Here is a 23797-nt window from a genome sequence, read left to right as displayed (position 1 = left end):
AACGATTTTGGGAATGAAGACTATCGCTTGATTTTTTTAATATCTTGGATACGCTTCTCCGCGATGCGATTGGCCGCTTCAAAAGTTGAGATATTTTCTTCTTTTGATTTTTTCAATACGTCTCTTGTCGCATTATAAATATTTTTAATCACAAATTCAGTGTGGTCTACACCATAGTTTTGAATTTCTGAATAACAGCCAATTAATGCCCCTGCGTTAATCAAATAGTCTGGAGCATATAATATACCTCTCTCATGCAGAATTGAACTGGTGATCAATTCATCTTTCAATTGATTATTTGCCGAACCAGCAATAATTTTGCATTGCATTTTTTGCGCTGATTCTGGATTTACTGTACCGCCCAATGCACAAGGAGCATATACATCAAAATCGTGATCAAATACTTCACCGTAGGGAATTGGCTCGGCTTTGTACTTGGCCGCTACTTTCAACATTTTCTCCTCTGTAATATCACTGACATACACGCGTGCATTCTCTTCACGCAACATCGCAATCAAACGCTCACCGACTCCACCTACGCCATGGACTATGACCTTTTTGCCCGCTACACTCTCCGACCCATAGAGTTCTTTCAAACAAGCTTTGATCCCAAAATAAACACCTTGTGCAGCAAAGATCGAAGGATCGCCAACACCACTACCATGAATTGCTTTTGGCAAACCAGCAACGTGGTCGGTCTCCGTATAAATATGTTCTAGATCGCGTTGGGTAGTGCCTACGTCCAAAGAAGCAATGAAATTACCATTCAATCCTTCAATAAACTGGCCCAAACGGCGCAATAAAACCTCAGATTTGTCCAAACGGCTATTACCGATTATCACAGCACTTCCCCCACCGAGATTCAATCCGGTGATGGCAGACTTATAGGTAATGGCCTTGGATAAACGTAAAGCATCCTCAATAGCTTCTTCTGTACTTTCGTATGGTAACATACGAACCCCTCCTATCGCAGGTCCCAATGTGGTATCATGGATCGCAACGATAGCTTTTAAGCCCACTAATTCATCATTACAGAAAAATAAGTTTTGATGACCAGACTGGCTCATCAATTCAAAAATAGAATTTTGAGATGTTGACATAAAATGTACTACTCTAATTTGTTTTAATTTTTTAAGGTACTTGATGCAAAAGTAGGAAAATTATTCGTTGTGCCTAACAACTTTTTTTATCCAAGACTTAACATTTGATTTCCGAATGACAGTAAATTCACTTAAATCGTAAAACATTTTGACGAATTAGTTCTACTTTTGTATCCATAATATGAAGGATCTCGCCTACTTAAATAAGTACTTTTATAAATATCGCTGGAAACTGATTCCAGGGGTTATTTTTGTTATCATCTCCAACTATTTCGGGGTATTGCCCGCAAAGGTAATCCGCGAAGCATTTGATTTGGTACAGGAAAACATCTATCTGTACCGTCTATTTGATGGTTTCGACAGACAGGAACTCATCTACCAAGTATTTGGCACCAGTCTCCTGTTTTTTGGTTTCGTCGTGCTCCTTCTTTCGCTTTTACGGGGTATTTTCTTATTCTTTATGCGGCAAACGATCATCTTAACGTCACGTTATATTGAATACGATCTCAAAAATGAGATCTATAACCACTATCAGGATTTAAACTTTGGTTTCTTTAGAAAGAATAATACAGGGGATCTGATGAGCCGTGCCACCGAAGATGTCAATCAGGTACGTAACTACCTGGGACCTGCAATCATGTATGCGATTAACACTGTTGTCCTTTCTATCATGGTTATTTATGCAATGTACAGCGTAAATGGCCGGTTGGCAACCTATGCATTGGCTCCAATACCAGTATTGTCGGTCATTATTCTGTTTGTCAACAAAATTATTAATAAGCGTAGCTTAAAAATACAGAAACAATTGGCCAACCTTTCTTCTTTCGTGCAGGAAACATTTGCCGGTATCCGCGTCATCAAGACCTATACCAGAGAACAAAATAAAATGCAGGAATTTGAGAAGGAAAGTACCATCTATCGTAATACGGCTCTCGACCTCGTCAAAGTGCAGGCTGTTTTCTTTCCGCTTATTCTTTTGCTTATTGGGCTCAGTACGGTAATTACCATCTACATTGGTGGGATTGAAGTTGCCAAAGGCACTGTAACGGCTGGAAATATAGCGGAGTTTATTATCTATGTCAATCAATTAACTTTCCCTGCGATGTCCTTGGCTTGGGTAACTTCACTGGTGCAGCGTGCCGCAGCCTCGCAAAAACGCATCAATGAATTTCTTCAGACGGAATCTCCAATTGTAAATGGAAAAGGCACCAAAGAATTAGCTGGTGCAATCCGGGTTGAGGAGATTTCCTTTACTTATCCGGAAACAGGCATTCAAGCCATTAAAAATATATCCTTTCAAATTCCGATCGGGAAAACACTCGCCATTATAGGAAAAACAGGGTCCGGAAAATCAACCCTAGCCAACTTACTTCTCCGGATGTATGACACCGATAAGGGAAAAATAAATTACGACAATCTGGAGATCAAAGCTTTTGATTTCAAAAGCTTGCGCCAACAAATTGGATTTGTCCCACAAGATGTTTTCTTATTTTCGGATACCATTGCCAATAACATAGGCTTTGGCCTGGATCAATTTACACAGGAACAAGTGGAGCAGGCCGCTAAGGATGCTGCTGTATACGACAATATTATCGCCTTTGAAGATGGTTTTGAAACTGCTGTTGGCGAACGTGGTATCACCCTCTCTGGAGGACAAAAACAACGGGTGTCTATCGCTCGCGCCCTGATTAAAGAACCCAAAGTATTGATATTTGACGACTGTCTTTCAGCCGTGGACACAAAAACAGAGGAAACAATTCTCCGTTCACTCAGCCGCATTATGAAAGGCAAGACTTGTATTTTTATCGCGCACCGCATCTCAACGATCAAGAATGCAGATCATATTCTTGTGATGGATCAAGGCGAAATTGTTGAACAAGGTACGCACACTGAACTGATGGAGAAAAGAGGTGAATATTTTGAACTCCATGAAAAACAGTTACTGGAAAGTATTGTCGAATAGTTTAAATATCCCTGAATTTAGCTAAAGGATGCGGACTAGTATGGTCTTGATCGGACAGAACGCATCCTTTAGCTGACTACCCGATCCACTATTGCTTTATCTTCTTTAAAAAAAACGGCAAATAACACAAGACAAAACCCAGAAATACCGGCAGGAATAAACCAAAGGTATTCCCAAAATTGCGACGAATAGGCCGCTTTGAGATAATCCGATACAGCACCAGCAACCCAAAAACCGATCAACATCCCTACACCATACATTGCAATGGTGATAAGTCCCTGTGCAGAAGCCTTATATTTTTCACCAGCAATTCTATCTGTATAGATCTGGCCGACAACAAACATAAAATCATAGCAGATTCCATGCAATAAAATACCGAATAAAAGTAAGAATGCTCTTTCTTGACCGTCACCGAATGCAAAAAACAAGTATCGAAGCGCCCAGGCGGAGATTCCTAATAGAATCATATTTTTATACCCAAGTCTTCTAAAGAAAAATGGGATCAACAACAGACAAATTGCCTCAGAAAATTGGCCCATGGCCATCTTTGCAGTCGGATTGGGAATGCCAACATTTACCAAAAAAGGATTAGCATTTTGGTAATAAAACGAAATCGGAATACAGATGACAATGGCTGTTACAAAAAAAATTAGAAAACTCCGCTGCTTTAAAAGCTTTAGCGCATCTAAACCAATCGCCTTTCCAAAATCAAATTTTTCCCCCTTAATGTTGGCTTGTGGCGGCGTATTTGGTAATGCAAGACTAAAGACTGCCAATAGCAGTGAACAAATCGTCCCCATAATAAAAGTATTGTGAAGGGCACCTTCAGCTATCGATTCGGGTGCGTCCCAGCGAAACAAATAACTGATCACAAGCCCCGAACAGATCCAACCAATCGTTCCCCAAACACGCAATCCCGGAAAATCTTTCTTCGCATCTTCAATATGACGGAATGCTATTCCATTAGATAAAGACAGCGACGACATATATGCCATAAAGTAAATAAATACATAGGGATAAAAATGCGTCGCATCTGGTGCCTGTGACATTCCATAGAGCAGCACCGCTCCAATCAGGTGTAAAACCGAAAGTACGCGTTCGGCATTAAAGTATCTGTCAGAGACAAAACCGACAAAGAAAGGAGCAAATACGGCTCCAAGCGACTGCGTCGCAAAAATATTTGCTACCTCCATACCGGAAGCATTGAGCGAATTAATAAGGTATGTTCCCAAAGTTACAAACCAAGCCCCTTTGACAAAATAGGTCAAAAACATCATCAGGGACAATTGCACACGTAATACTGGATTCATCTGTTCATTAGTATTGGAAGAAGTTGATTTTTCTACTAAACACAACAACGAGTCCAGCAACAATAAGGTCTTCTAAGTGATGTCGCTCGTAAAGGCGTAACTAAAAACTTAAAACATCTTAAATACCTGACATAGTCATTGATTTCATCAGTGCCCAATGCTGCCACACCGCTATCTTTAAGACTGTGGCAGCACATTTCGCATAAAATTAAGCCAATTCTTACTGGCGATTTTTTCAAGATCGGTTTTTCTATATCCTCGTTTTCCGAGAATACTAAAGACTTTCTGGATATCGGCAATCGTCTCTAGATCATAAGGGCATTGCTCCCGGCCAAAGGCTCCATCAAGATCACTTCCCACCCCCACGTGGTTCACATTTCCCGCCAATTGACAAATATGGTCAATATTGTTGGCCACGATTTCCAAGGAGCAATTGCTTGTTTTAGGGTCCGATATACCTCGGATCCAGTTAGGCACCATCATCCAGGCATCTAGCGCCACACCAATGACGGCTTGCTTCTCAACGAGGGCTCTAATCATTTCATCACTAAACTGCCTATTGTGGTCCACAAATTTGCGGCAATTATTATGGCTGGCCCAGATCGCGCCATGATAACGTTCGACAGCGTCCCAAAAAGCATCATCATTCAGGTGGGTCGCATCCAATATCATCCCTAGACGCTCCATCTCGCGTAACAGCATGATGCCTTGCTCATTAAGCTTGCCAGATGCATCTGTCCCATTAGCATACCGACCTGGCCCATAATGTGCTGGCCCAATAGCTCGCAAACCATAGTTATATGCCGTTTCCAGATTACTGATATCCACTATGGAATCTGCACCTTCTAGACTCAACAGGTAACCAATCGGCTTATGCATATGATCAATACCATCCGACCATAGGACCATATGTTGGTCCAAATCGGCCTTTGTACGAATCATTTTTAGCTGACCGTCAGCTTCCATTGCCCTATACCACGCGAGCTGCCCCTGGGTCTGCGCCCAAGCCTGTTCTGCGGAATACCAACCGGGCAAGGAACTTTCAGGTGTCACGAAACGGGCAATTTGAGTCGCAACGACCAAACCAATATGACCACGACGCAATTCATCAAAAGTAACTGTTGCCCTACCACGATCTGGCTTGTCTTTCATCCCTCCTTCCCGACGATTAAGTTCGGTAATCGGAAGTCGAAGATCCCGGTTCCACTCCATGGCATTCATGCTTAAATCCAAATGAGCGTCTACCAAGAATGGCATTTCAAATTCATACATATCAATAATTTATCTTTTTATCTCGCGCGTAAACAGTCCAAACCTGATCTGCCTGCCCCTTGTGAACAACTTGCAGGTCACCATAACAAGCTACGGTAGGACAGATATGCCGTGGTACGGCATAAAGAGCATCGCCAATGTTAAATTCGGAAGCTTTTGCAACTTCGACCACCAAGTGCTCTTCACTTTGCATCTTTATTTGTACAACACGGGGATCGAAAAATTTGACACGGGGTTGCGACAACTCACATGCAACTGATTTATACCCCAAGTCCAGACAGAGGTGATTGTGATCAACAATCGAAACTACACGCGTCAAAAGCACTGCTGCGAGTATAAAATCCTGCTCGACATAATTTTCGGCATAGCCAAAATCCCAAAACACAAACGTTCCGGGACTGCATTCTACGTCGGTGCGCTCGGCGTGAAAAGGGAAACTTGGTGAACCACCAATAACTTTAGCTAAAGGTTTCGAAGTAGACACCTGTGCCATAAGGTAGGCGGTTTCGAGTATGCTATAAGAACGTTCACTTTGTTTTTGGCGAGACTTATAGTCTTTATCATGAATATGACCATCATAACCATGCAAGCCGATAAGCTTAATTCCTTCCAAGAGATGGATATCCATAACCAGCCGTTCAATTCTCTCTAACGAAACGCCAGTTCGTCCCATGCCCACATTGACGTCTAGATAAACATCGCTGCATAATTCTTTCGAAAGACTCCGCTTTGAAATATCCTGCGCAGCATCGACATGATCCACAAGACAGGCAAAATGAGTATCGGGGAACGCTGCTATTAAATTGAGAAAACGATCGATTTTAGGCCCTACAGGCTGGTACGCCAGCAAAACATCTTTGGCTCCGATCGCACCTAACAGCTCTGCTTCTGCAATTGTTGCACACTTAAATTTCGTAATCCCTTTATCTACCATAAGCTGGCATACCTCCCGGCACTTGTTTGTTTTAATATGCGGCCGCAACCGGTCAGCCTGCCCATGCACCCTATGTAAAGCGCTTTCGATGTTCTTTACAATACGGTCGGGGTAAACAAGCAAAGCTGGCGAATCGACCCGATCAAGATTATCTATATGACACCAAGTTTCCATATGAAGCGGGTTAGTATAATTCAAATAAGGCTTCTATTTCGACTGGAATATTATCGGGCAAAGAGCCAAAACCAACAGCACTACGTGTTCCAATACCATTCTCTTCTCCCCAAACTGCAGCAAATAGTTCACTACAGCCATTAATGACCCCGGGATGATAGAGAAAATCGGAGGTGCAATTGACCATACCCAATACTTTGATAACCCGTTTAATTTTGTTCAATGATCCCAGATTAGTTTTTATGGTCGACAACATTGTTAGACCAACTTGTCTTGCGGCAAGTTTGCCCTCCTCTGGACTGATGTCACTTCCAATTCGACCGATAATCAACGTGGCGTCATCTTGCACCGGACCATGACCAGAAAGATACAGGTATTTACCATCGATAACATATGGTTTATAAACGCCTTTTGGTGCAGGCGCCGGAGGTAAAGTCAAACCTAATTTTTCGAATTGTTCATCTGCGTTATACATCTTTAACGATTTTAAAATTTAAAATAATAGCTAATATAAAATTAATTGTACTAGTAAAAGGGCTAAAAGCCCAACGATGGAAACAATCGCCTCCATCACCGACCACGAGTATAGCGTATCTTTGAGGCTTAGGCCAAAGTATTCTTTAAATAACCAGAAGCCAGCATCATTGACATGTGAAAACATCAGACTTCCGGCTCCTATAGCCAATACCATAAGATTCGGATCCGCTTTTCCTGCAGTAACAATAGGCAGTAAAACACCTGCGGCCGTTAATGCCGCAACAGTAGCTGATCCAACACAGCCCCGGATGACGGCCGTAATGAGCCAGGCCAGCAGTAATGGCGAAATAGGAAGCTGCTGCAATGTGTTTGCCAACAACAGGCTTACCCCACTGTCCTCCATCACCTGTTTAAAGATTCCAGATCCCGCAATAATCAATAAAATCATGGCAACATCTTTCACGGCAGACTCATAGACTGTCATCACACTGGCCATTGATCGCCTCAGTTTTAATCCTAATAAATAAGTGGCCACACCGATAGCGATCAACATAACAACGGTAGGGTTACCGAAAAACTTTAATGCCTGCCCCAATGTCTCGTCGCTTATGTGATAGCAATAAGGAAGCAATGTAAATAGAACAATAAGTAATACCGGCAGCAAAGCGACAGTCAAACTTACGCCTACAGTCGGACGGAGGTATTCTGCAGTATTTGAGCGATCTTTTTCGCGGAAAATTGATTCTCGAATTGGTCGTATGTTTTTCAGACTTCTCCCAAATACAGGTCCGCCCAAAACGATTGCCGGTATAGCAATTAAGAGACCATAAATAAGCGTCAATCCCATATCTGCATGAAACAAGGCTACGAGAGCCACTGGTGAAGGATGTGGGGGAATAAATCCATGGGTGACCGACAAGGCTGCCAGCATCGGCAACCCAATATATACTGCAGGCAATTTATACCGGTAAGAAATCGAAAATATCAGGGGGACTAACAGGACAAATCCAATCCCATAAAATAGCGGTATTCCAACAACAAAGCCTGTCAACATCAGTCCCCACTGGAGGTGCCGTGCCCCCATCAGTCGTACCATTTTTTCTGCAATAATCTCAGCAGCACCACTCTCAGCGATAATTTTCCCTAGCATAGCCCCCAGGACAAGAATTAAAGTCAGGCTACCCATCACTCCGGCTATTCCCTTTTCGACAGTGCCCACTAGCTTTGCGGGTGGAATACCCAAACAAAATCCACTGAATAACGAAACAATCAAAAAAGCGAGAAAGGCATTGATCTTAAAATAAGTGATGCAGACGATGAGCAAACAAATGCTGATTACAATGAGGATTATAGTCATTATATCATAATTAGGATTCTCTCGAATGGAGAGTTTACATATTATTTTGGTCTAGTAAATCGTTTTTTCAGTTTCAAAGTAAGGATATTTTTTCATTTTTTCTATAAAAAAGATAAATTAGTATAAAGCAGAAAGGTATGGTTTATCACCATACCTTTCTTTTTTCATGATCTACTGCCGTATTATATCGACTATCTGTCGAGGACTAAAGATGCTGTTATTTAAATTTGTTTTTCAGGAATCTCTTTAAGAATTTCGAGAATAAACCTCCAAAACTTCTGCACGGAAGAAATGGAGACGCGTTCTGCTGGCGAATGTGCGCCTAAGATTGTAGGGCCAAAAGAAATCATATCCATTCCAGGGTAGTTTGTGCCCAAAATACCGCACTCGAGTCCAGCGTGACAAGCCACGACTTCTGGCGCTTCACCGTGTTGTACCGTGTAAATGGATTTTAGAACTTCCAAAATTTCAGAATTCGGATTAGGGGCCCATCCGGGGTAATTACCCGAAAAATCCACCTTAAAACCACCTAGTTCGAATGCAGCCTGCAAAGATTGGGCTAAATCAAATTTAGATGTTTCGACCGAAGATCTCGTTAAACATTTGATGGAAACCTTTTCGCCACCGACTTCAACTTTAGCAATATTATTGGAGGTTTCTACCAGGTTCTCAAAATCGGCACTCACACGGTATACTCCATTCAGGGCCGCATAAACACTGTTGATTAGATTTTCCTGGACCTCTACCGGAACTACGGTTGCGTAAGCAGCATCAGTCTGCCTCACCACTATTTCCATAGCCGGTTCCGTTGTGGCAAATTCCAATTTAATATCCTGCGCCAATTGAGTCAGATTCTGAACAAAGCTGCTTGCCTTATCCTTAACGACAACCACCTTGGCAACGCTTTCTCTCGGAATGGCATTGCGCAGGCTTCCGCCCAACAGCGACGCAATACGAAGCCCATACTGTTGATAAGCTTTATATAGCAAGCGGTTCATCACCTTATTTGCATTCGCGAAACCTTTATGAATATCCATTCCCGAGTGTCCTCCATGCAGTCCTTTCACCGTAAGTTCGAACGATAGCATGTCAAAAGGACAAGGTTCTGCGCTATACGACTGTGTTGCTGTTACATCGATCCCTCCTGCACAGCCAATATCAATCTCGGTGTCATTCTCGGTATCCAGATTCAACAGGATTTCGCCCGAGAGCACGCCACCTTTTAATCCTAACGCTCCAGTCATTCCGGTCTCTTCATCAACGGTAAATAAGGCTTCAATAGCTGGGTGCACAATAGCAGATGACTCCAAAATTGACATGATTGTCGCGACGCCAAGACCATTATCCGCACCTAAAGTGGTGCCTTCTGCTCTTACCCAATCACCATCCACATACATCTTTATACCTTCGGTATCGAAGTCAAAAATAGTATCGTTGTTTTTTTGGTGCACCATATCTAAATGCGACTGCAGTACAATCGTTTTACGATCTTCCATTCCCACAGTAGCGGGCTTTTTAATAAGCACATTTCCAATCTCATCTACGCTTGTCGCTAACCCCAGTGATTTTCCAAAGTCTACCATAAAAGCAATCACGCGTGCTTCTTTTTTTGAAGCTCTTGGCACCCCATTTAGAGCAGCGAAATTCCTCCAAATTGCTTTCGGCTCTAACATATCTAAACTATTTTCAATCATATCTTAAAATTTTCCTGAGCCAAAGTTACTCGATTTTTATCAGATATCCTTTGATTATTGACTGGGAATAAAAACAAAAGACAGGCGCGATTCGTTCTAATAAGGATGTAAACATGAACATAATATTATGCATAAACCAGTACAAGTTGAACGAAAAGATATTTACTTTAAGCCAGATAAAAAAAGAGTACTAGCACGTTTCTTTTTTCTAGGAGATGATCGCACAATCAAAGTCATCAAACGCATCTTATCCCTTAACGAATCGCAGCGGAAAGAAGTCTTTGGGCAGGTCCTGCGAAGCTATACCAAGAGACATCGGAGCATTGTTCATATCTTTGAACGAAATTTTGATCGGGTAAGCCACTTATTGGCAAAGATTCCTTTTTCAAAAGAGAAACTAAGTCATATTGACAAGTTACTGATTGGCTCTTACTTTACCATGGAGTATTCGATAGAGTCGGCGGCCTTATTTAATCCGTCCATCATAGAACATCCGGACCAGACAGAATTATTTAAAGGGGAAAAACGTATTATTTTAAGTTTCAGGGCCACTGGTGAAGGCCATGTTTCTTCTATCGTTTTTCGCTCGGGCACATTGGATGTTAACAATAATATTCATATTGACTATGTCGGTAGTTTATTGGATAAACCTATTCAAGTCAAAAATCATCGTTATCATAAGGAATCTTTCTTAAAGAAGATGAATGAGCTACATGCCGAGCCCACTGAAGTGAAGTCTAAACTGGAGGCAAAACTAACAGATACCTTTACTTACGAGGAACTGAAGCGGTATATTGATGAAGTGCGCCAGGATAGCGAGGAAAACCTTGAAAATGTAACATTTTTACAGCAGGCGCTCTGGCTCGCTTCCTCGCATTATGAAATGACGTTCTCATGGGACACCTCCATTTCAGAACGCGTAATCTTTCCACTCGCTGACACCGAAAAGAGAGGCATTGAAGATGCCCGGTTTGTCCAGTTCAAAGATGAGAAAGGTGAGAGCGTCTATTATGCAACCTACACCGCCTATGATGGATTTAGCATTCTCCCTAAACTATTGACCACAAAAGATTTTTACCATTTTAAAGTGAAGCCTATTTATGGTGAAATCGCCAATAAGGGTGCAGCATTATTTCCAAGAAAAATAAACGGACGCTATGCCATGCTCTGCCGCATTGACGGCGAGAACAATTATATTGCTTACTCTAACAATATTAATATATGGCAGGAAACGGCTATCCGAATTCAAGAGCCCGAGTATCCATACGAATTTGTGCAGATTGGTAATTGTGGGTCACCAATAGAAACGCAGTATGGTTGGCTGATCCTTACCCATGCCGTAGGGCCAATGCGTGAGTATGTTTTGGGGGCCTCCCTTTTGGACCTGGATAACCCCCATGTTGAAATTGGTCGCCTACATAGCCCCTTGATGACCCCCAATGATGAAGAAAGGGAAGGATATGTACCTAACGTCATTTATTCTTGCGGAGCGATTGTGCACAATGATCACCTCATTTTACCCTATGCGATGTCTGATTATGAGTCCACTTACGCAACAATCAAACTCGAAGATTTACTACTCGCTATCTTAAACCCTGATCGCTATATTTAAAAGCACGATATACCTCAACATAAGCTAAATAGAAACAAAGGGTGCTTTCAGCACCTTGGTTTCTATTGATGCCATAGGATTCCAAACCATCGCAGCAACCCTTGGTTTCCTCATCATAAAGTCCAAGACGAAGATCATTCTCTCCCAAAAACCAGCGAAACGAGGCAATCATTCGATTGAAATAGATTTTCTTATTCGTCAGTTTAAATGCTTCGCGATACATAAATACCATAGCCGTTACATCAAGAGGCTGCTGGCCAAATTTACTGATATGCTTGCCTTGCTTGGCCCATTCCTGATTTCCAACCAATGAAAGGGCGCCGTTTTGTATGGTTATGCTTTCGAGAAATTTGAGTGTAGATAGTCCCAACTGTTTTATTTTATCATCGTTTAAAAATGAACTAGCAGCCAATAACGCATAGGGCAATATCGCATTGTCATAAGTCAATACAGGCTCAAACCATTGCCAATGTTCATCAGAACTGGCGTCATATTCCCACACCAACTTACCAATAAGCGTCCGCATCAACTCTATCATTACTTCATCGTTGGATTGGTCCTTCAAATATTCTGCAATTCCCAATACAGTATATGCTATCGCACGGATGGAGCGCAACTGACTGAAATTTGGCACAGCTCTAAAAAATAATTCGCGTCCCAATTGGTAGTAGCTTGTCAATTCAGTTTTACGAAGAAGTATGCCCAAGGCCCATATTGTCCGCCCAAAGGAATCTTCCGAACCGACGTCATCGAGAAAATTATGCTGGAAATCCATAAAATTATGAAATAGTCCATCTTCGCGCTGATGATAATAGATATAACTGAGGTAAGTGGAGATACGACGATCTAACTTCTTATCTGCAAAATCATCTTGAGCCAATAAGGTGAGTAGAAGTGCTCTGGCATTATCGTCGATGCAGTAGCCTTCTTTGTAGTTTGGCAGGGAATACGTTGCATGCTGTAAGATACCGACTTGATTAGTAAGTCGATCAATATGCTTCCAGCTGAATTTGGGCATTTCATCTTTTGTAAAGGCTACATTTTCTTTGAGGCCGTCGGAGGTTGGAATGATTTTTTCCAAAACCCGCGTGTACCGAAGGCCTATATTTTTCCAGGTTAACTCTTTTCCAAACGCACCCGCGTTGTCTCGTAATGTGGTGCGATAATCTAAATTTGAGAACAGATTTTTAAGGACTTCAGCCATTCTGGCGGAATTTTTAAATTCAACCAGTACCCCCCTTCCATCGGCAAGCAATTCCTTTGCATGCCAATAAGGAGTGGACACTACCGCTGCTCCCGCTCCGATGGCATACGATAAGGTCCCACTGGTAATCTGCGCCTCGTTAATATAAGGAGTGACATAGACGTCGCAAGCGCATAAATACTCGACAAGATCGGTCTGACTGACGAAGGAATTAATAAATCGAACATGTTCCTCCAAATGGTAGGCTTCCACTAGACTGCCGAGATACTCCCGATATTCCTCCCCCGAATGCGCCAATACATTCGGGTGTGTTTTACCAACGATGAGGTATACGAGGTCAGGTTCATCTTTGACAACTTCGGGTAGGGATTCAATCACCATTTCAATGCCCTTATTTCGTCCTAAAAAACCAAAGGTCAACAGAACCTTCTTCCCCGAAAGGCCTTTTTTAAACTTTGCAAGTTCATGATCCAAGGTAAATTCCGGCACTCCGTGGTGTATTAATACAACTTTTGTCGTATTGACCCTATAAATATTTTTGAGTAATGTTATCGCATAATTGCTCATGACAGTAACAATAGAAGCCCGCTTAACGATTTCAATAAGGATAGCTTTTTCATCGACATTCGGCTTTTCAAGGATGGTGTGAAAATTAACCAGTAATGGAATATGCAGCGCATTAATCAAGGATAAGATATACATCCCGCTATTACCACCGAAGATGCCGTACTCGTGCTCCAATAGCACACAATCGTAACCGTTTTCATTAATATAGTTGGCCGCTTCAATATACGACAACTGAGCATGTTGGTCTATTTTAAAAACAACTTCACTGGGATAAACATAATCCCTGTCCGCAACAGCAAAAACATGTTGTGTCAATTCCTGATTATGCAGCGCAATAGCCTGCAACAAATCTGACGTAAAGGTGGCAATACCACATTCTTTGGGTAAATAGGTACTTATATAAGCGATCTTCATTGAAATAATAATTATTGGATAAAGCCCAGAACTAGGCCGTAGCATACGTGTGCTACACTATCTAAATGCTTTTCAGATGAAAATTGTTTTGTCACATCGGTAGGAATTCAAAGAAAACGTGAATGGGGAGTGAATCCCATCAATGAACGGTTGTCAGATTAGTATTGTATTTAATCATCAATTTATCTATGTTTACCACCTAAAAGAAAGTACTGAATGAAATCACCAAAAGAGAAAATGATTGCCGGCCTTCCCTACCTTGATTCGGATGGGCAGTTATTTAAAGATAGGCAATACGCCAAAGAAGAGCTTAAGCGATTTAACGATTCGGAACCTAAACAAATTAAATTTAGAAAACAGATTATTCAGAAACTATTTAACGCAACAGGACACCGTTTTTTTCTCGAGCCACCCTTTCGTTGTGACTACGGCTATAATATTACTATTGGTGAAAACTTTTACAGCAATTATAATTGCACTATTTTAGACTGTGCTCCAGTTATTATCGGCGATAACGTACTATTTGGACCTAATGTAAGCCTATTCACTGCTGGTCACCCCATTCATTTTGAAGCAAGAAATCAAGGCTGGGAATTTGCGCTGCCAATCGTTATCGAAGATAATGTATGGATAGGTGGGCATGTTGTTGTCAATCCCGGCGTACGGATCGGAAGAAATTCGGTGATTGGCTCTGGATCAGTCGTTACTAAAGATATTCCATCAGACGTCATAGCGGCTGGTAACCCTTGCCGGATCCTTCGTCCAATAACTGAATCTGATCGAATCAACTACGACGAAAGTTAGTAAAGTCACACATGCTGGATGGATCGGGACCACCCTATTATTGTATTTACCCATCTTGGCGAATAAAATTAATTTAGCGCTAATGAATAGGTAACGGTGGTATCATTTTGCTTTCCCACAACAAAACCGTTCTTTTTCCAAAAGTGCTGTTGATCAAGGAGGGCTTCGGCTAGGATAACTTTACCATTAAATGTTCTTATAAATCGTCTAGCATAGCCCAATAATGCCGTGCCTATCCCCTTCATTCTAAGATGTGGGGCAACGGCAAGAAAATGGATCATGTAGTTATCGCCGAAAGAGATCAGGCTGAGAACACCAACGACATCATTTCCATCGTAGGCTGCAAAATGCGTGGCTTCAAAATCGCCATCTAGCATTACTTCACCGAGCTTCCCCCCGGGAGAAAAGACTTCTTTTCGCAGTTTCCAAGTTCGGGCAGCAAAAACTTGTTCAATGTACCAATCCATCATACTCCTGTTCTATCGCAATCAGTGCATTGGAAAGATGATTGATCGTGTCGGAAGGTAACAAAGAATAGACTCCAATCTTTTCTACCGCAATATCTGCTGCACGCCCATGGATATATACTCCCATAATTAAAGCTTGTTTGGAAGAATACCCCTGTCCAAGCAACGCTGTGATAATACCTGTCAGTATATCGCCACTGCCACCTGTCGCCATTCCTACATTGCCTGTACTGTTGAAATAGAGCGCCCCATCGGGCATAACCATCATGCTATTGGCCCCTTTAACCAGTATATAAAATTGGTGTTTGAAGGCGAACTCTTTTACTTTTTCCATCTTTTCGAAATCATCCTTCCAAGGACCCAATATTCGACTAAGCTCTTTTGGATGTGGAGTCAATATACTGTCTGCCGGTACAAATGCCCAAAGATCAGGTTCGCAAGCAAGAATATTCAATGCATCGGCATCTAATACCAACGGGGTATTACTTTCGTTAGAAATAAATACCTTTAAGGCATCACTAGTATATTGCGTTGTACCCATACCGATACCGATGCCAATGGACTGATAACTCGTGATGCTGGGGATTTGGCTAATAAAATCCTGTTCAGGGTCTGTCAATACCATTGCTTCGGGTACAGCAGTCTGTAAGATGGTATTGCCAGAGGCGGGCACATATGCTGTCGCTAAACCGCATCCAGCGCGAAGGGCTGCTTGTAGTGCAAGCTGCACAGCTCCCATTTTACCCTTACTCCCGCCAATGATCAACGTATGACCAAATGTCCCTTTATGATCAAATTTCCGTCGCTTTCGATAAAAAGAGGCGACAAGGAGCTGGTCAACATAAAAGAGATTAGTTTCTGTTTCGTCAATGGCCCGCCGACTGAGATTGATATCCAACACCTTAAAATCTTTGACATACCATTGGTTTTCTGGCAGTAGCAGAGCGAGCTTGGGCGCCTGAAAAGTAAACACAAAGTCTGCCCTAACAACTAGAGCATCAAGCGGTGTATTTTTATCCGCGAGAAGCCCGGAAGGCATATCCACTGAGTAGATTTTTGCACCGCATCCATTTATACTAGAAATAATACCGCTCCATTCTGCTGTGAGTACTGTATTTAACCCGTAACCAAACAGGCAATCCAGTACGATTGCATTAGAAGGTATATCCACCTGCTCTTCGGGATTGATCTTTTGGATTAACTGGTTGGACAAACGCTTTTGATTAGCAAGATTGTCAGCGGAATACTCCTCCACATCGATGAGATAGACCTTTACCGATGCCTGCTCTTGATTCAATAAGCGAGCAAGCACCAGGCCATCACCACCATTGTTCCCTTTGCCGCAAAAAATGTAAAAAGTTTCACACTCCATCCGGGGATGAAATCTTTTAACTTCCTCAAAAACAACGGTTGCGGCACGCTCCATAAGATCAAGGCTGTTGACACCTTGATCCTTTAAAGTTTCGCCATCAATGCTCCTCATTTGCTGAGCGGATAGTATCTTCATCGTTCTTCTTATTTTTATTGAAAGTAACTAATCCTGAGATCAATTAAAAATATCAGTATACTTTTTGGCAAAGGATAGTGATGCTCATGCAGTATGTCATGCCGATCCAATGCTTTCGTTGTCAATGAGTGCTTTCTATTCACTTGCTGTGACCTGCTTCACTCCTCCGGTTCGTTTCAAGGTACCCCATGTATTTAATTCTCCTTTAATGGCTTTTCTGACCGACTTGAATAAAACGAAGTACATCAGTTGGCGCCAGAAAAAACGTTGTGGAAACAAATAAATTAAATTGACGAGCTTTTCTCCTTCCAACTTAAACGCGATAGCCGCAAAAAAAATATCGACGACAACAAAAAGGAAGTAATAGAACATCACCTGACCAAACCCCGTATGCAATGAAAACAGTCCTGCAATTCCTGTCCAGCTGATACCATTTACCTCGCTTAGGGAGAAAAGACCGCTCACCAAGGAGAACAACATAAATATGTCGGCCAAAGGCGCAAATAGCGGAAGTATGATCTGAAAGATCAGAATATTGGGCATTCCAACCATACCAAAATAGCCGTATCTAGGATTTAATAAGGTCTGCTTATTCTTCCAAAAACTTTGCAATACACCAAAACTCCAGCGGAATCTTTGCTTAAAGAGCATACCAACCGTATCTGGCGCTTCAGTATACGCGATTGCTTCTGATGCATTACGAACGATATAACCGGCTTTTAATATACGCATGGTTAAATCACAATCTTCCGCCAGGGTGTCGGTTGTAAATCCACCCACCTCCAAAACAGCGGATTTACGAAAGGCGCCAATTGCTCCGGGCACTACCGATATCATATTGAGCAGATCAAAGGCTCGTCGATCCATATTCTGTGACGTGATGTACTCGATCGATTGCCAATGTGTCAAAATATTATGTACATTACCGACCTTCACACTTCCGGCAACAGCTGCAACCTGGTCCTTATTGAAATACTTCATCAATTGTTTTAATGCATCTGTCTTTAGTTGCGTATCGGCATCGATGCAGAGCACAAACTGCGCTTGGGATTGTTGGATACCATAGTTAAGCGCAGAAGCTTTGCCCCCATTTTGTTTTGTAAACAGCCGCACTTTAGGGTGGTCGCCATACACCTTACTAACCAGCTCAAACGTTTTGTCGTTCGACCCGTCATCCACAAAAACCAATTCATAATCTGGATAATCCAAATTCAAAAGACTTTGTATAGTAGCCAGTACGGTTATTTCTTCATTATAGGCAGGAATAATAACGCTCACCTTCTCCTGAGGATCAACTATCAATTGGGATCGTTCCTTTTTACTCCTTCGCTTTTGTCGGATTGCCAAATAAGCAATCATTACTGTTCTAAAAATTGCCAACACAATGGCAATGGAAAAGACCAGATTAAGGAAAATATTACCATAAAACAAGGTTCCTAAAAACAAACGGTTGGAAGATCCGCTGAAACCTGAATCAGACGCATTTTTTACTGGAGGCATCAGTTCATCACGCTTTTTGCCCATTAAATCTCCAATCGTTGCAAATTTATAACCATGAGATTTGAAATAATGAATAATCCGTGGCAAGGCTGCAATAGTCGCTTCTCGATTGCCTCCGGCATCGTGCAATAGGATAATGTTTCCGTTATCGCGCTGTTTGACCACTTCATTATAGATCTCATCTGCGGTACGGCCGGGCAACCAGTCGTTCGGATCGATATATTCTCCAATATTGATGTAGTTTTCCTTCCTGCTCTGAGCTACCGGTAGAATTTCGGCAACGGTCTGTGGTTCGGCATCTGCATTAAAAGGTGCGCGAAAAAGTATTGTACTGTGACCGGTTATGCATTCAATGATTTTTCGGGTTGCATTTAGTTCAAACTTGACCCTATTAGGCCCGATGGTGGACATATCAGGATGAAAAAAGGTATGATTCCCAATTTCATGTCCTTCCTGATATTCCCTACGAACCAAATCCATATTTTTCTCAGCCATCACGCCAACAAGGAAAAAAGCACCAGGTACATGTTCCTTTTTTAAAATATCCAATACTTGCGGTGTATATGTTGGATCTGGACCATCATCAAATGTAAGAACCACCGTATTGTCTCTTTCTCCAAAGCGTTTGATCACATAGTTGCTTGGCGTCTTTACATACTTCTGGTCTTTTACCATCAGCGTCGACGGGTCATAAGTGAAATTTGCTTCCCCGGGGGCGGGACTATTCACCAAATCCAAAATCTCCCCATCGCCAATATATTGAATTCCTCCAACAAGGATTTGTTGTATCTTTCCAAAATCAAATGGATCTTTCTTTAAGCTTTCTTGACTTAATGATCTTGAAATAAAAGACCATAAACGCGCATCTTCACTACCCAAACGCCAAAGAGCAATACCGGCTAATCCCCAGTCATCTGCTTTACGGATAAGATTAAAATAGGTTGCTGCATCTGTGAAGTAAACATCGTGGTACATTCCTCCTCCGTCGGTATAATTAAAACTTAGATTTGCCGATTCGGGATCAAAAGCAATCTTGGCATTGTAATTATGCGCCAAAATGACGGCATTATCATAAGTCAATGTCTGCCCAACACTACCTTTAGGCCAATCATAGCCATAACATGCCAGCGCCAAAATTACCTTGTTCGCATCGACCTTACTGCAGAGCTCATCGAGATTTTTTTCGACCCATGCCTGATGGGAGATAGCGCCTGCATTACTTTCAATAGAATGCTGATCATAGGCCATTAAGATAATGTAATCACTATATTTCTGCAAGGCAATCGGGTCGTAATCATCATTTTCGGGCGAAATATCCTGCGACACAAGCAGCCCCTCGGTATGAAACACGGTATAAATGTGTGCCATAAAATCATTTAATGGCTGGTGGTCATCCAACTGTAAATTCTCAAAGTCGATATTTATTCCTGCAAAACCATTGCGCTTCACTTTAAGAAGGATGTCGTCTATAAGACGTTGTTGTTTATCCGGATTACGCAAAATAGCCTTTACAGTCTTCCCATCAAAATCGTTACCACTGAAATTTGAAATCTGTGCGATAGCTTTACGCTTATACTGATGAATAACCTTAAGCGCGGCAGTATCCGCTTTATCTACCACCGTATCCTGATTGGGTACTGTAAAAAATGACTCCATGGCGACCATATCCAAATGACCGATGTTGCGCCGTAAATCAGATAGGGACTGCTCACGGACTTCGTTTGACCAGGAACTGACGTAAAATCCCATATTGATCCTACTTTTTGAGCCAATATGTTTTAGATGCTTGAGATCACGATCGTGTTTGATCTTCTCCAATTCGGATTTTAGAATGGTAAATTCCTTGAATTGCTTTGATTTCTTTAATCTGGCAGTAGACTTTTCAGTCAACGGCGTGTTGGTATTAATTGTTGGAAACGGAGGAATCTGGATCTTACCCAATGTATAAACGACACCGATAACACCAATGATCAAACCAATTACCAATACCCTGCTCATCCATGAAAAAGCGTACCAGCGCTTTTTGCTTGACGTCTGAAAAATCTGTTTTTCTGACATAACCGTATTCTTATTAACTTCGGCTAAGCTACATCAGAAAATGATCCAAAGGGCCAATCAATAGCTTAAAAATTTCTTAATTTTAAAGCTCCACTCCTCCCTCCATTTCCGCTTAAAATTAAGTATATTCGCTAGATTGCAATACACTACGTAGAAATATGAGGCCACTAGCTATACTCATTCCCTTGTTCTCTTGTCAGGTTTTTCTTGGTTGTGGACAGCCCAATATCACTGCATCGAAAACACAAGCTATCGATTCAGCATCCAAGGAAACTATACGGACTGACGGAAACCAATTTATTGACCCCAATGGAATGACGGTCAAATCACGCTTTTTATTACCAGAAGGATTCAAAAGGTTGCAATACAAAGCTGATGCATTTGGGAATTTTCTTGAAAATCTTCCACTTTACCCTATCGATCAAGAGGTACATTATTACAATGGAAAGATTAAACGTAGACAAAATATCTACAATAGTGTTGTAAAACTGGACATAGGAAAACGAGATTTACATCAGTGTGCCGATGCAGTCATGCGGCTCAGGGCGGATTATTTATACGGACAAAAGCGCTATAAGGATATAAAATTCAACTTTCTCTCTGATGGCAAACCCCGAGCCTATACAAACTACGCAAAGGGAGACTACTCCTACCTAACCTATTGGAAGTACTTGGAGTACATCTTCGCCTACGCTAATACCGCTTCGCTACACGACGAACTTCATCATGTAAACACTACCCAAGAAGTTAAAATTGGAGACACTTTCATTCAAAAAGGATCGCCTATTGGCCATGCAGTTATTGTTGTTGATCTGGCCAAGGATAATAGTGGGAAAACAATTGTGCTGCTCGCCCAAAGCTACATGCCAGCTCAAGATATACAAATTTTAAACAATTGGAACAATAGCAAACTCAGTCCCTGGTATGATATAGATCAAGACGTGATAAAAACTCCTGAATGGACATTTTATCCGAAAAACCTAAAAACATGGGAATAGCCTAAAGCGATCCGAATCGAACTAAACTCTTTGACTGGTTGCTAGCTCAACATTCAAAATGAAATAAAAGATATTTTTATCTTTTATTATTAAATTTATATTTTTGTGCCGATAGTCATTTGCAAATGAATCATATCAAGGTTTTCAAAATCCCTCATAAACGAGGTTCGCTTTTATTTTTTTAATAAAAAATAAAAGATAAAAAGCTATTTAAATATTTTATCATGATTACTGAAGAACAAAAAGAATTAGTAAAGAGCACTGTTCCTGTTTTAAAAGAACATGGTGTAGCACTTACCAGTCATTTCTACAAACGTATGTTCACGCATAATCCTGAACTTAGACATATTTTCAATATGGGAAATCAAAAAAATGCGAGACAACAGACGGCGTTGGCTAACGCTGGGTCGATCTGGCTAAGATAGACGCCGCTCATCTTCCACAGAAAGCAAACTATTACCTTTGTGGCCCAGCTGGCTTTATTAAAAAACACGTTCAATATTTAACCACTCAAGGTGTTGATATTAACAACATACATTTCGAGGAATTTGGCCCGGCATCTTTGCAACTAAATTAACAGCTGTACACCGTCCCTTAAATAGTCATCTCTAATTTTTAATCATTAGCGGATGGCTATTTTTGATTTTGTACATTTGCAAAAAAAGCAAGAAGATTATGGGCATTTTTTCTAAAACTTGTGAATATGGAATACGGGCAGTTTTCTTTATCGCTCAAAGCTCGCAAGAGAATAAGCGTGTGGGCATAAAAGAAATAGCTGAAAACATTCATTCTCCCGAAGCTTTTCTAGGTAAGATATTACAGAATCTAAGCAGAGCGGGTATTATTCGCTCCATGAAAGGGCCTGGTGGTGGATTCTACCTCGACCAGGGAGATATGTCTACGCCACTGTCTGAAGTCGTTAAAGCCATCGACGGTGAAAGCCTGTTTGTCGGCTGCGGCATGGGGCTTGAATTTTGTTCCGAACAGTATCCTTGCCCCCTACACCACGAGTTCAAGACCATACGCAATAACCTTTCGGAAATGCTTCAAAAAACGACCGTTGGCCAATTCAATGATGAGCTTATTAACGGAAAAATTCTATTGACTAAAATGCATATCCATCCGAATAAAACTTAATAATCCGGCTAAAGATTAAGATTGCAAACATGTTCGCAGATTAATTGTCATGTCCAAATATCCTTATTTTAAACACCAACCATCCATATACATAAACCACATAATAACACTGAAAATAAGGCCTATATATAAAAAAAATAGATAAGAAAATCGTATCTACAGCACCCAACTTCAATCGATACGATAGTTTTATATACCGATAAATTCCGTACAGCATAAGTAACAGTCATGATATCGAAATCGGTAGGACAATGAATTACTGTCCTAATATAACCGATTGAGAATAACACACATGATAGTTAAAAGTACTATAAACGAGGAAAATGATTACATTTTCTAAGAGCTTATAATGCTATGAGTATCCCTTCTTTCATCTTTCCTTTGGATTAAATGGTAAAAAAAGAAGACTATTTACTGACTATAAAGGCGATTTTGCACAATATAGCACATGGTCATACAAATACTACATATAATAATTATTAAAATCTGAAAAACAATACTTTGAAGACTTTAAATAAACAAAAAAATTAGCAATAAAAATGACTTTAAAGGCTTATTTAATACGGTGAAAAGGGTGGATAAAATTTTATCCGCCCTTTTCACCGTATTAAATAGCATCGGTTTGGAGCGATCGCCTACCCCATGCCTCTCTAGACTTGTCCATACTACATTGAAGTAAATCGACATAGGCCGAATGGATCATGGTAATGTATCAACTTTCAATTTAGCAGGTATTTGACGCGATCTAACTCATTAAATAGGAATTAAGGTAACTCTATGTATAGAAGGGTTAGAAAATAGCTACAAAGCCTCTAAATGGTGCCGTAAAGGAAACAAGATTTAAGTAATAGAAATCTTGCATATTTAGTGCATAGTCGATTCAACTACAAGCAGCGAAACCAATACTGCTCTAAGATATAGCCTATAAAGGTATTTTTAGTCGATTTAAAACACTTTCCTTCACATAGCAAGACCTACATGTCGTTTATAAAAAAGAGAGCACACGCGCGCTAAAAATAACTTAATCGCGTGATTACTGCCACAAGGAGAAAAATTTAAAAATAAGATGCTTCACATCAGTAAATAATAAGTCTAACAAAAAGAAAACAACAGAAAGGAGAATTAATTTAAACATAAAAGGATATAATACAATTAAATAAATAACAAAATATAAAGCTACACATCATATAAAACCAGTTTTTAAATTGCTAAAATTCAACTTTCACGAGGGTGTAAAGTAAACTGTGT

Annotated in this window: 17 protein-coding genes; 6 read left to right on the top strand and 11 right to left on the bottom strand. The window is 41.0% G+C overall.

Annotation, left to right across the window (positions count from 1 at the left end; all coding sequences use genetic code 11):
• Positions 1–20: 20 nt before the first annotated feature.
• On the bottom strand, positions 21–1100 hold the full coding sequence (locus B2W36_RS17675) for a Glu/Leu/Phe/Val family dehydrogenase (protein ID WP_209574521.1): 1080 nt from the start codon (positions 1098–1100) through the stop codon (positions 21–23).
• Positions 1101–1281: 181 nt separating this feature from the next.
• Between B2W36_RS17675 and B2W36_RS17670 the strand changes: the two genes are divergently transcribed.
• Complete coding sequence (locus B2W36_RS17670) at positions 1282–3063, top strand: ABC transporter ATP-binding protein (RefSeq protein ID WP_293879359.1); 1782 nt, start codon at positions 1282–1284, stop codon at positions 3061–3063.
• Between the two features lie 68 nt (positions 3064–3131).
• On the opposite strand, the gene B2W36_RS17665 is transcribed toward B2W36_RS17670, so the two are convergent.
• From B2W36_RS17665 to B2W36_RS17640, 6 genes are all read right to left on the bottom strand, one after another.
• A complete protein-coding gene (locus B2W36_RS17665) occupies positions 3132–4373 on the bottom strand; it encodes an MFS transporter (protein WP_293888994.1) in 1242 nt (413 codons plus the stop codon).
• A 177-nt stretch (positions 4374–4550) separates the two neighbouring features.
• The gene (locus B2W36_RS17660) at positions 4551–5645 is read right to left on the bottom strand and encodes a dipeptidase (protein ID WP_293879363.1); all 1095 of its coding nucleotides are present in this window, start codon (positions 5643–5645) and stop codon (positions 4551–4553) included.
• A gap of 1 nt (position 5646) precedes the next feature.
• Positions 5647–6753 (bottom strand): D-TA family PLP-dependent enzyme, encoded by a 1107-nt coding sequence (locus B2W36_RS17655; RefSeq protein WP_293888992.1) that lies wholly within the window; start codon positions 6751–6753, stop codon positions 5647–5649.
• Between the two features lie 10 nt (positions 6754–6763).
• Positions 6764–7228 (bottom strand): RidA family protein, encoded by a 465-nt coding sequence (locus B2W36_RS17650; RefSeq protein ID WP_046674510.1) that lies wholly within the window; start codon positions 7226–7228, stop codon positions 6764–6766.
• A 30-nt stretch (positions 7229–7258) separates the two neighbouring features.
• Entirely contained in the window at positions 7259–8587 is a 1329-nt protein-coding gene (locus B2W36_RS17645; protein WP_293879373.1) for a GntP family permease, read from the bottom strand.
• Positions 8588–8808: 221 nt separating this feature from the next.
• A complete protein-coding gene (locus tag B2W36_RS17640) occupies positions 8809–10281 on the bottom strand; it encodes an aminoacyl-histidine dipeptidase (protein WP_293879375.1) in 1473 nt (490 codons plus the stop codon).
• A gap of 127 nt (positions 10282–10408) precedes the next feature.
• Between B2W36_RS17640 and B2W36_RS17635 the strand changes: the two genes are divergently transcribed.
• Positions 10409–11893 (top strand): glycoside hydrolase family 130 protein, encoded by a 1485-nt coding sequence (locus B2W36_RS17635; RefSeq protein WP_293879377.1) that lies wholly within the window; start codon positions 10409–10411, stop codon positions 11891–11893.
• Here B2W36_RS17635 and B2W36_RS17630 read toward each other — a convergent pair.
• On the bottom strand, positions 11865–14078 hold the full coding sequence (locus tag B2W36_RS17630) for a glycosyltransferase family 4 protein (protein ID WP_293879379.1): 2214 nt from the start codon (positions 14076–14078) through the stop codon (positions 11865–11867). The genes B2W36_RS17635 and B2W36_RS17630 overlap by 29 nt on opposite strands.
• Positions 14079–14294: 216 nt before the next feature.
• On the opposite strand from B2W36_RS17630, the gene B2W36_RS17625 reads away from it, so the two are divergent.
• The gene (locus B2W36_RS17625) at positions 14295–14882 is read left to right on the top strand and encodes a sugar O-acetyltransferase (protein ID WP_293879381.1); all 588 of its coding nucleotides are present in this window, start codon (positions 14295–14297) and stop codon (positions 14880–14882) included.
• Positions 14883–14950: 68 nt separating this feature from the next.
• Here the strand turns inward: B2W36_RS17625 and B2W36_RS17620 are convergent, their stop codons facing one another.
• The 3 genes from B2W36_RS17620 to B2W36_RS17610 all read right to left on the bottom strand — a co-directional run bounded on the left by B2W36_RS17620 (position 14951) and on the right by B2W36_RS17610 (position 20414).
• Entirely contained in the window at positions 14951–15349 is a 399-nt protein-coding gene (locus tag B2W36_RS17620) for a GNAT family N-acetyltransferase (RefSeq protein ID WP_293888990.1), read from the bottom strand.
• The gene (locus B2W36_RS17615) at positions 15333–16856 is read right to left on the bottom strand and encodes an NAD(P)H-hydrate dehydratase (RefSeq protein ID WP_293888989.1); all 1524 of its coding nucleotides are present in this window, start codon (positions 16854–16856) and stop codon (positions 15333–15335) included. Before B2W36_RS17615 ends, B2W36_RS17620 begins: the two co-directional genes overlap by 17 nt.
• 135 nt (positions 16857–16991) lie before the next feature.
• On the bottom strand, positions 16992–20414 hold the full coding sequence (locus tag B2W36_RS17610) for a glycosyltransferase (protein ID WP_293888987.1): 3423 nt from the start codon (positions 20412–20414) through the stop codon (positions 16992–16994).
• 158 nt (positions 20415–20572) lie between these two features.
• On the opposite strand from B2W36_RS17610, the gene B2W36_RS17605 reads away from it, so the two are divergent.
• The 3 genes from B2W36_RS17605 (at position 20573) to B2W36_RS17595 (ending at position 22549) form a co-directional block, all read left to right on the top strand.
• On the top strand, positions 20573–21412 hold the full coding sequence (locus B2W36_RS17605) for a DUF4846 domain-containing protein (protein WP_293879389.1): 840 nt from the start codon (positions 20573–20575) through the stop codon (positions 21410–21412).
• 224 nt (positions 21413–21636) lie between these two features.
• The gene (locus tag B2W36_RS17600) at positions 21637–21837 is read left to right on the top strand and encodes a globin domain-containing protein (RefSeq protein WP_293879391.1); all 201 of its coding nucleotides are present in this window, start codon (positions 21637–21639) and stop codon (positions 21835–21837) included.
• A gap of 250 nt (positions 21838–22087) precedes the next feature.
• Positions 22088–22549 (top strand): RrF2 family transcriptional regulator, encoded by a 462-nt coding sequence (locus B2W36_RS17595; RefSeq protein WP_293888985.1) that lies wholly within the window; start codon positions 22088–22090, stop codon positions 22547–22549.
• Positions 22550–23797 lie beyond the last annotated feature (1248 nt).

The organism is Sphingobacterium sp. UBA3549 (genome assembly GCF_002376635.1).
Lineage (GTDB): Bacteria > Bacteroidota > Bacteroidia > Sphingobacteriales > Sphingobacteriaceae > Sphingobacterium.
The sequence above is the reverse complement of the archived record's forward strand: the minus strand, read 5'-3'. Positions and strand labels throughout refer to the sequence as shown.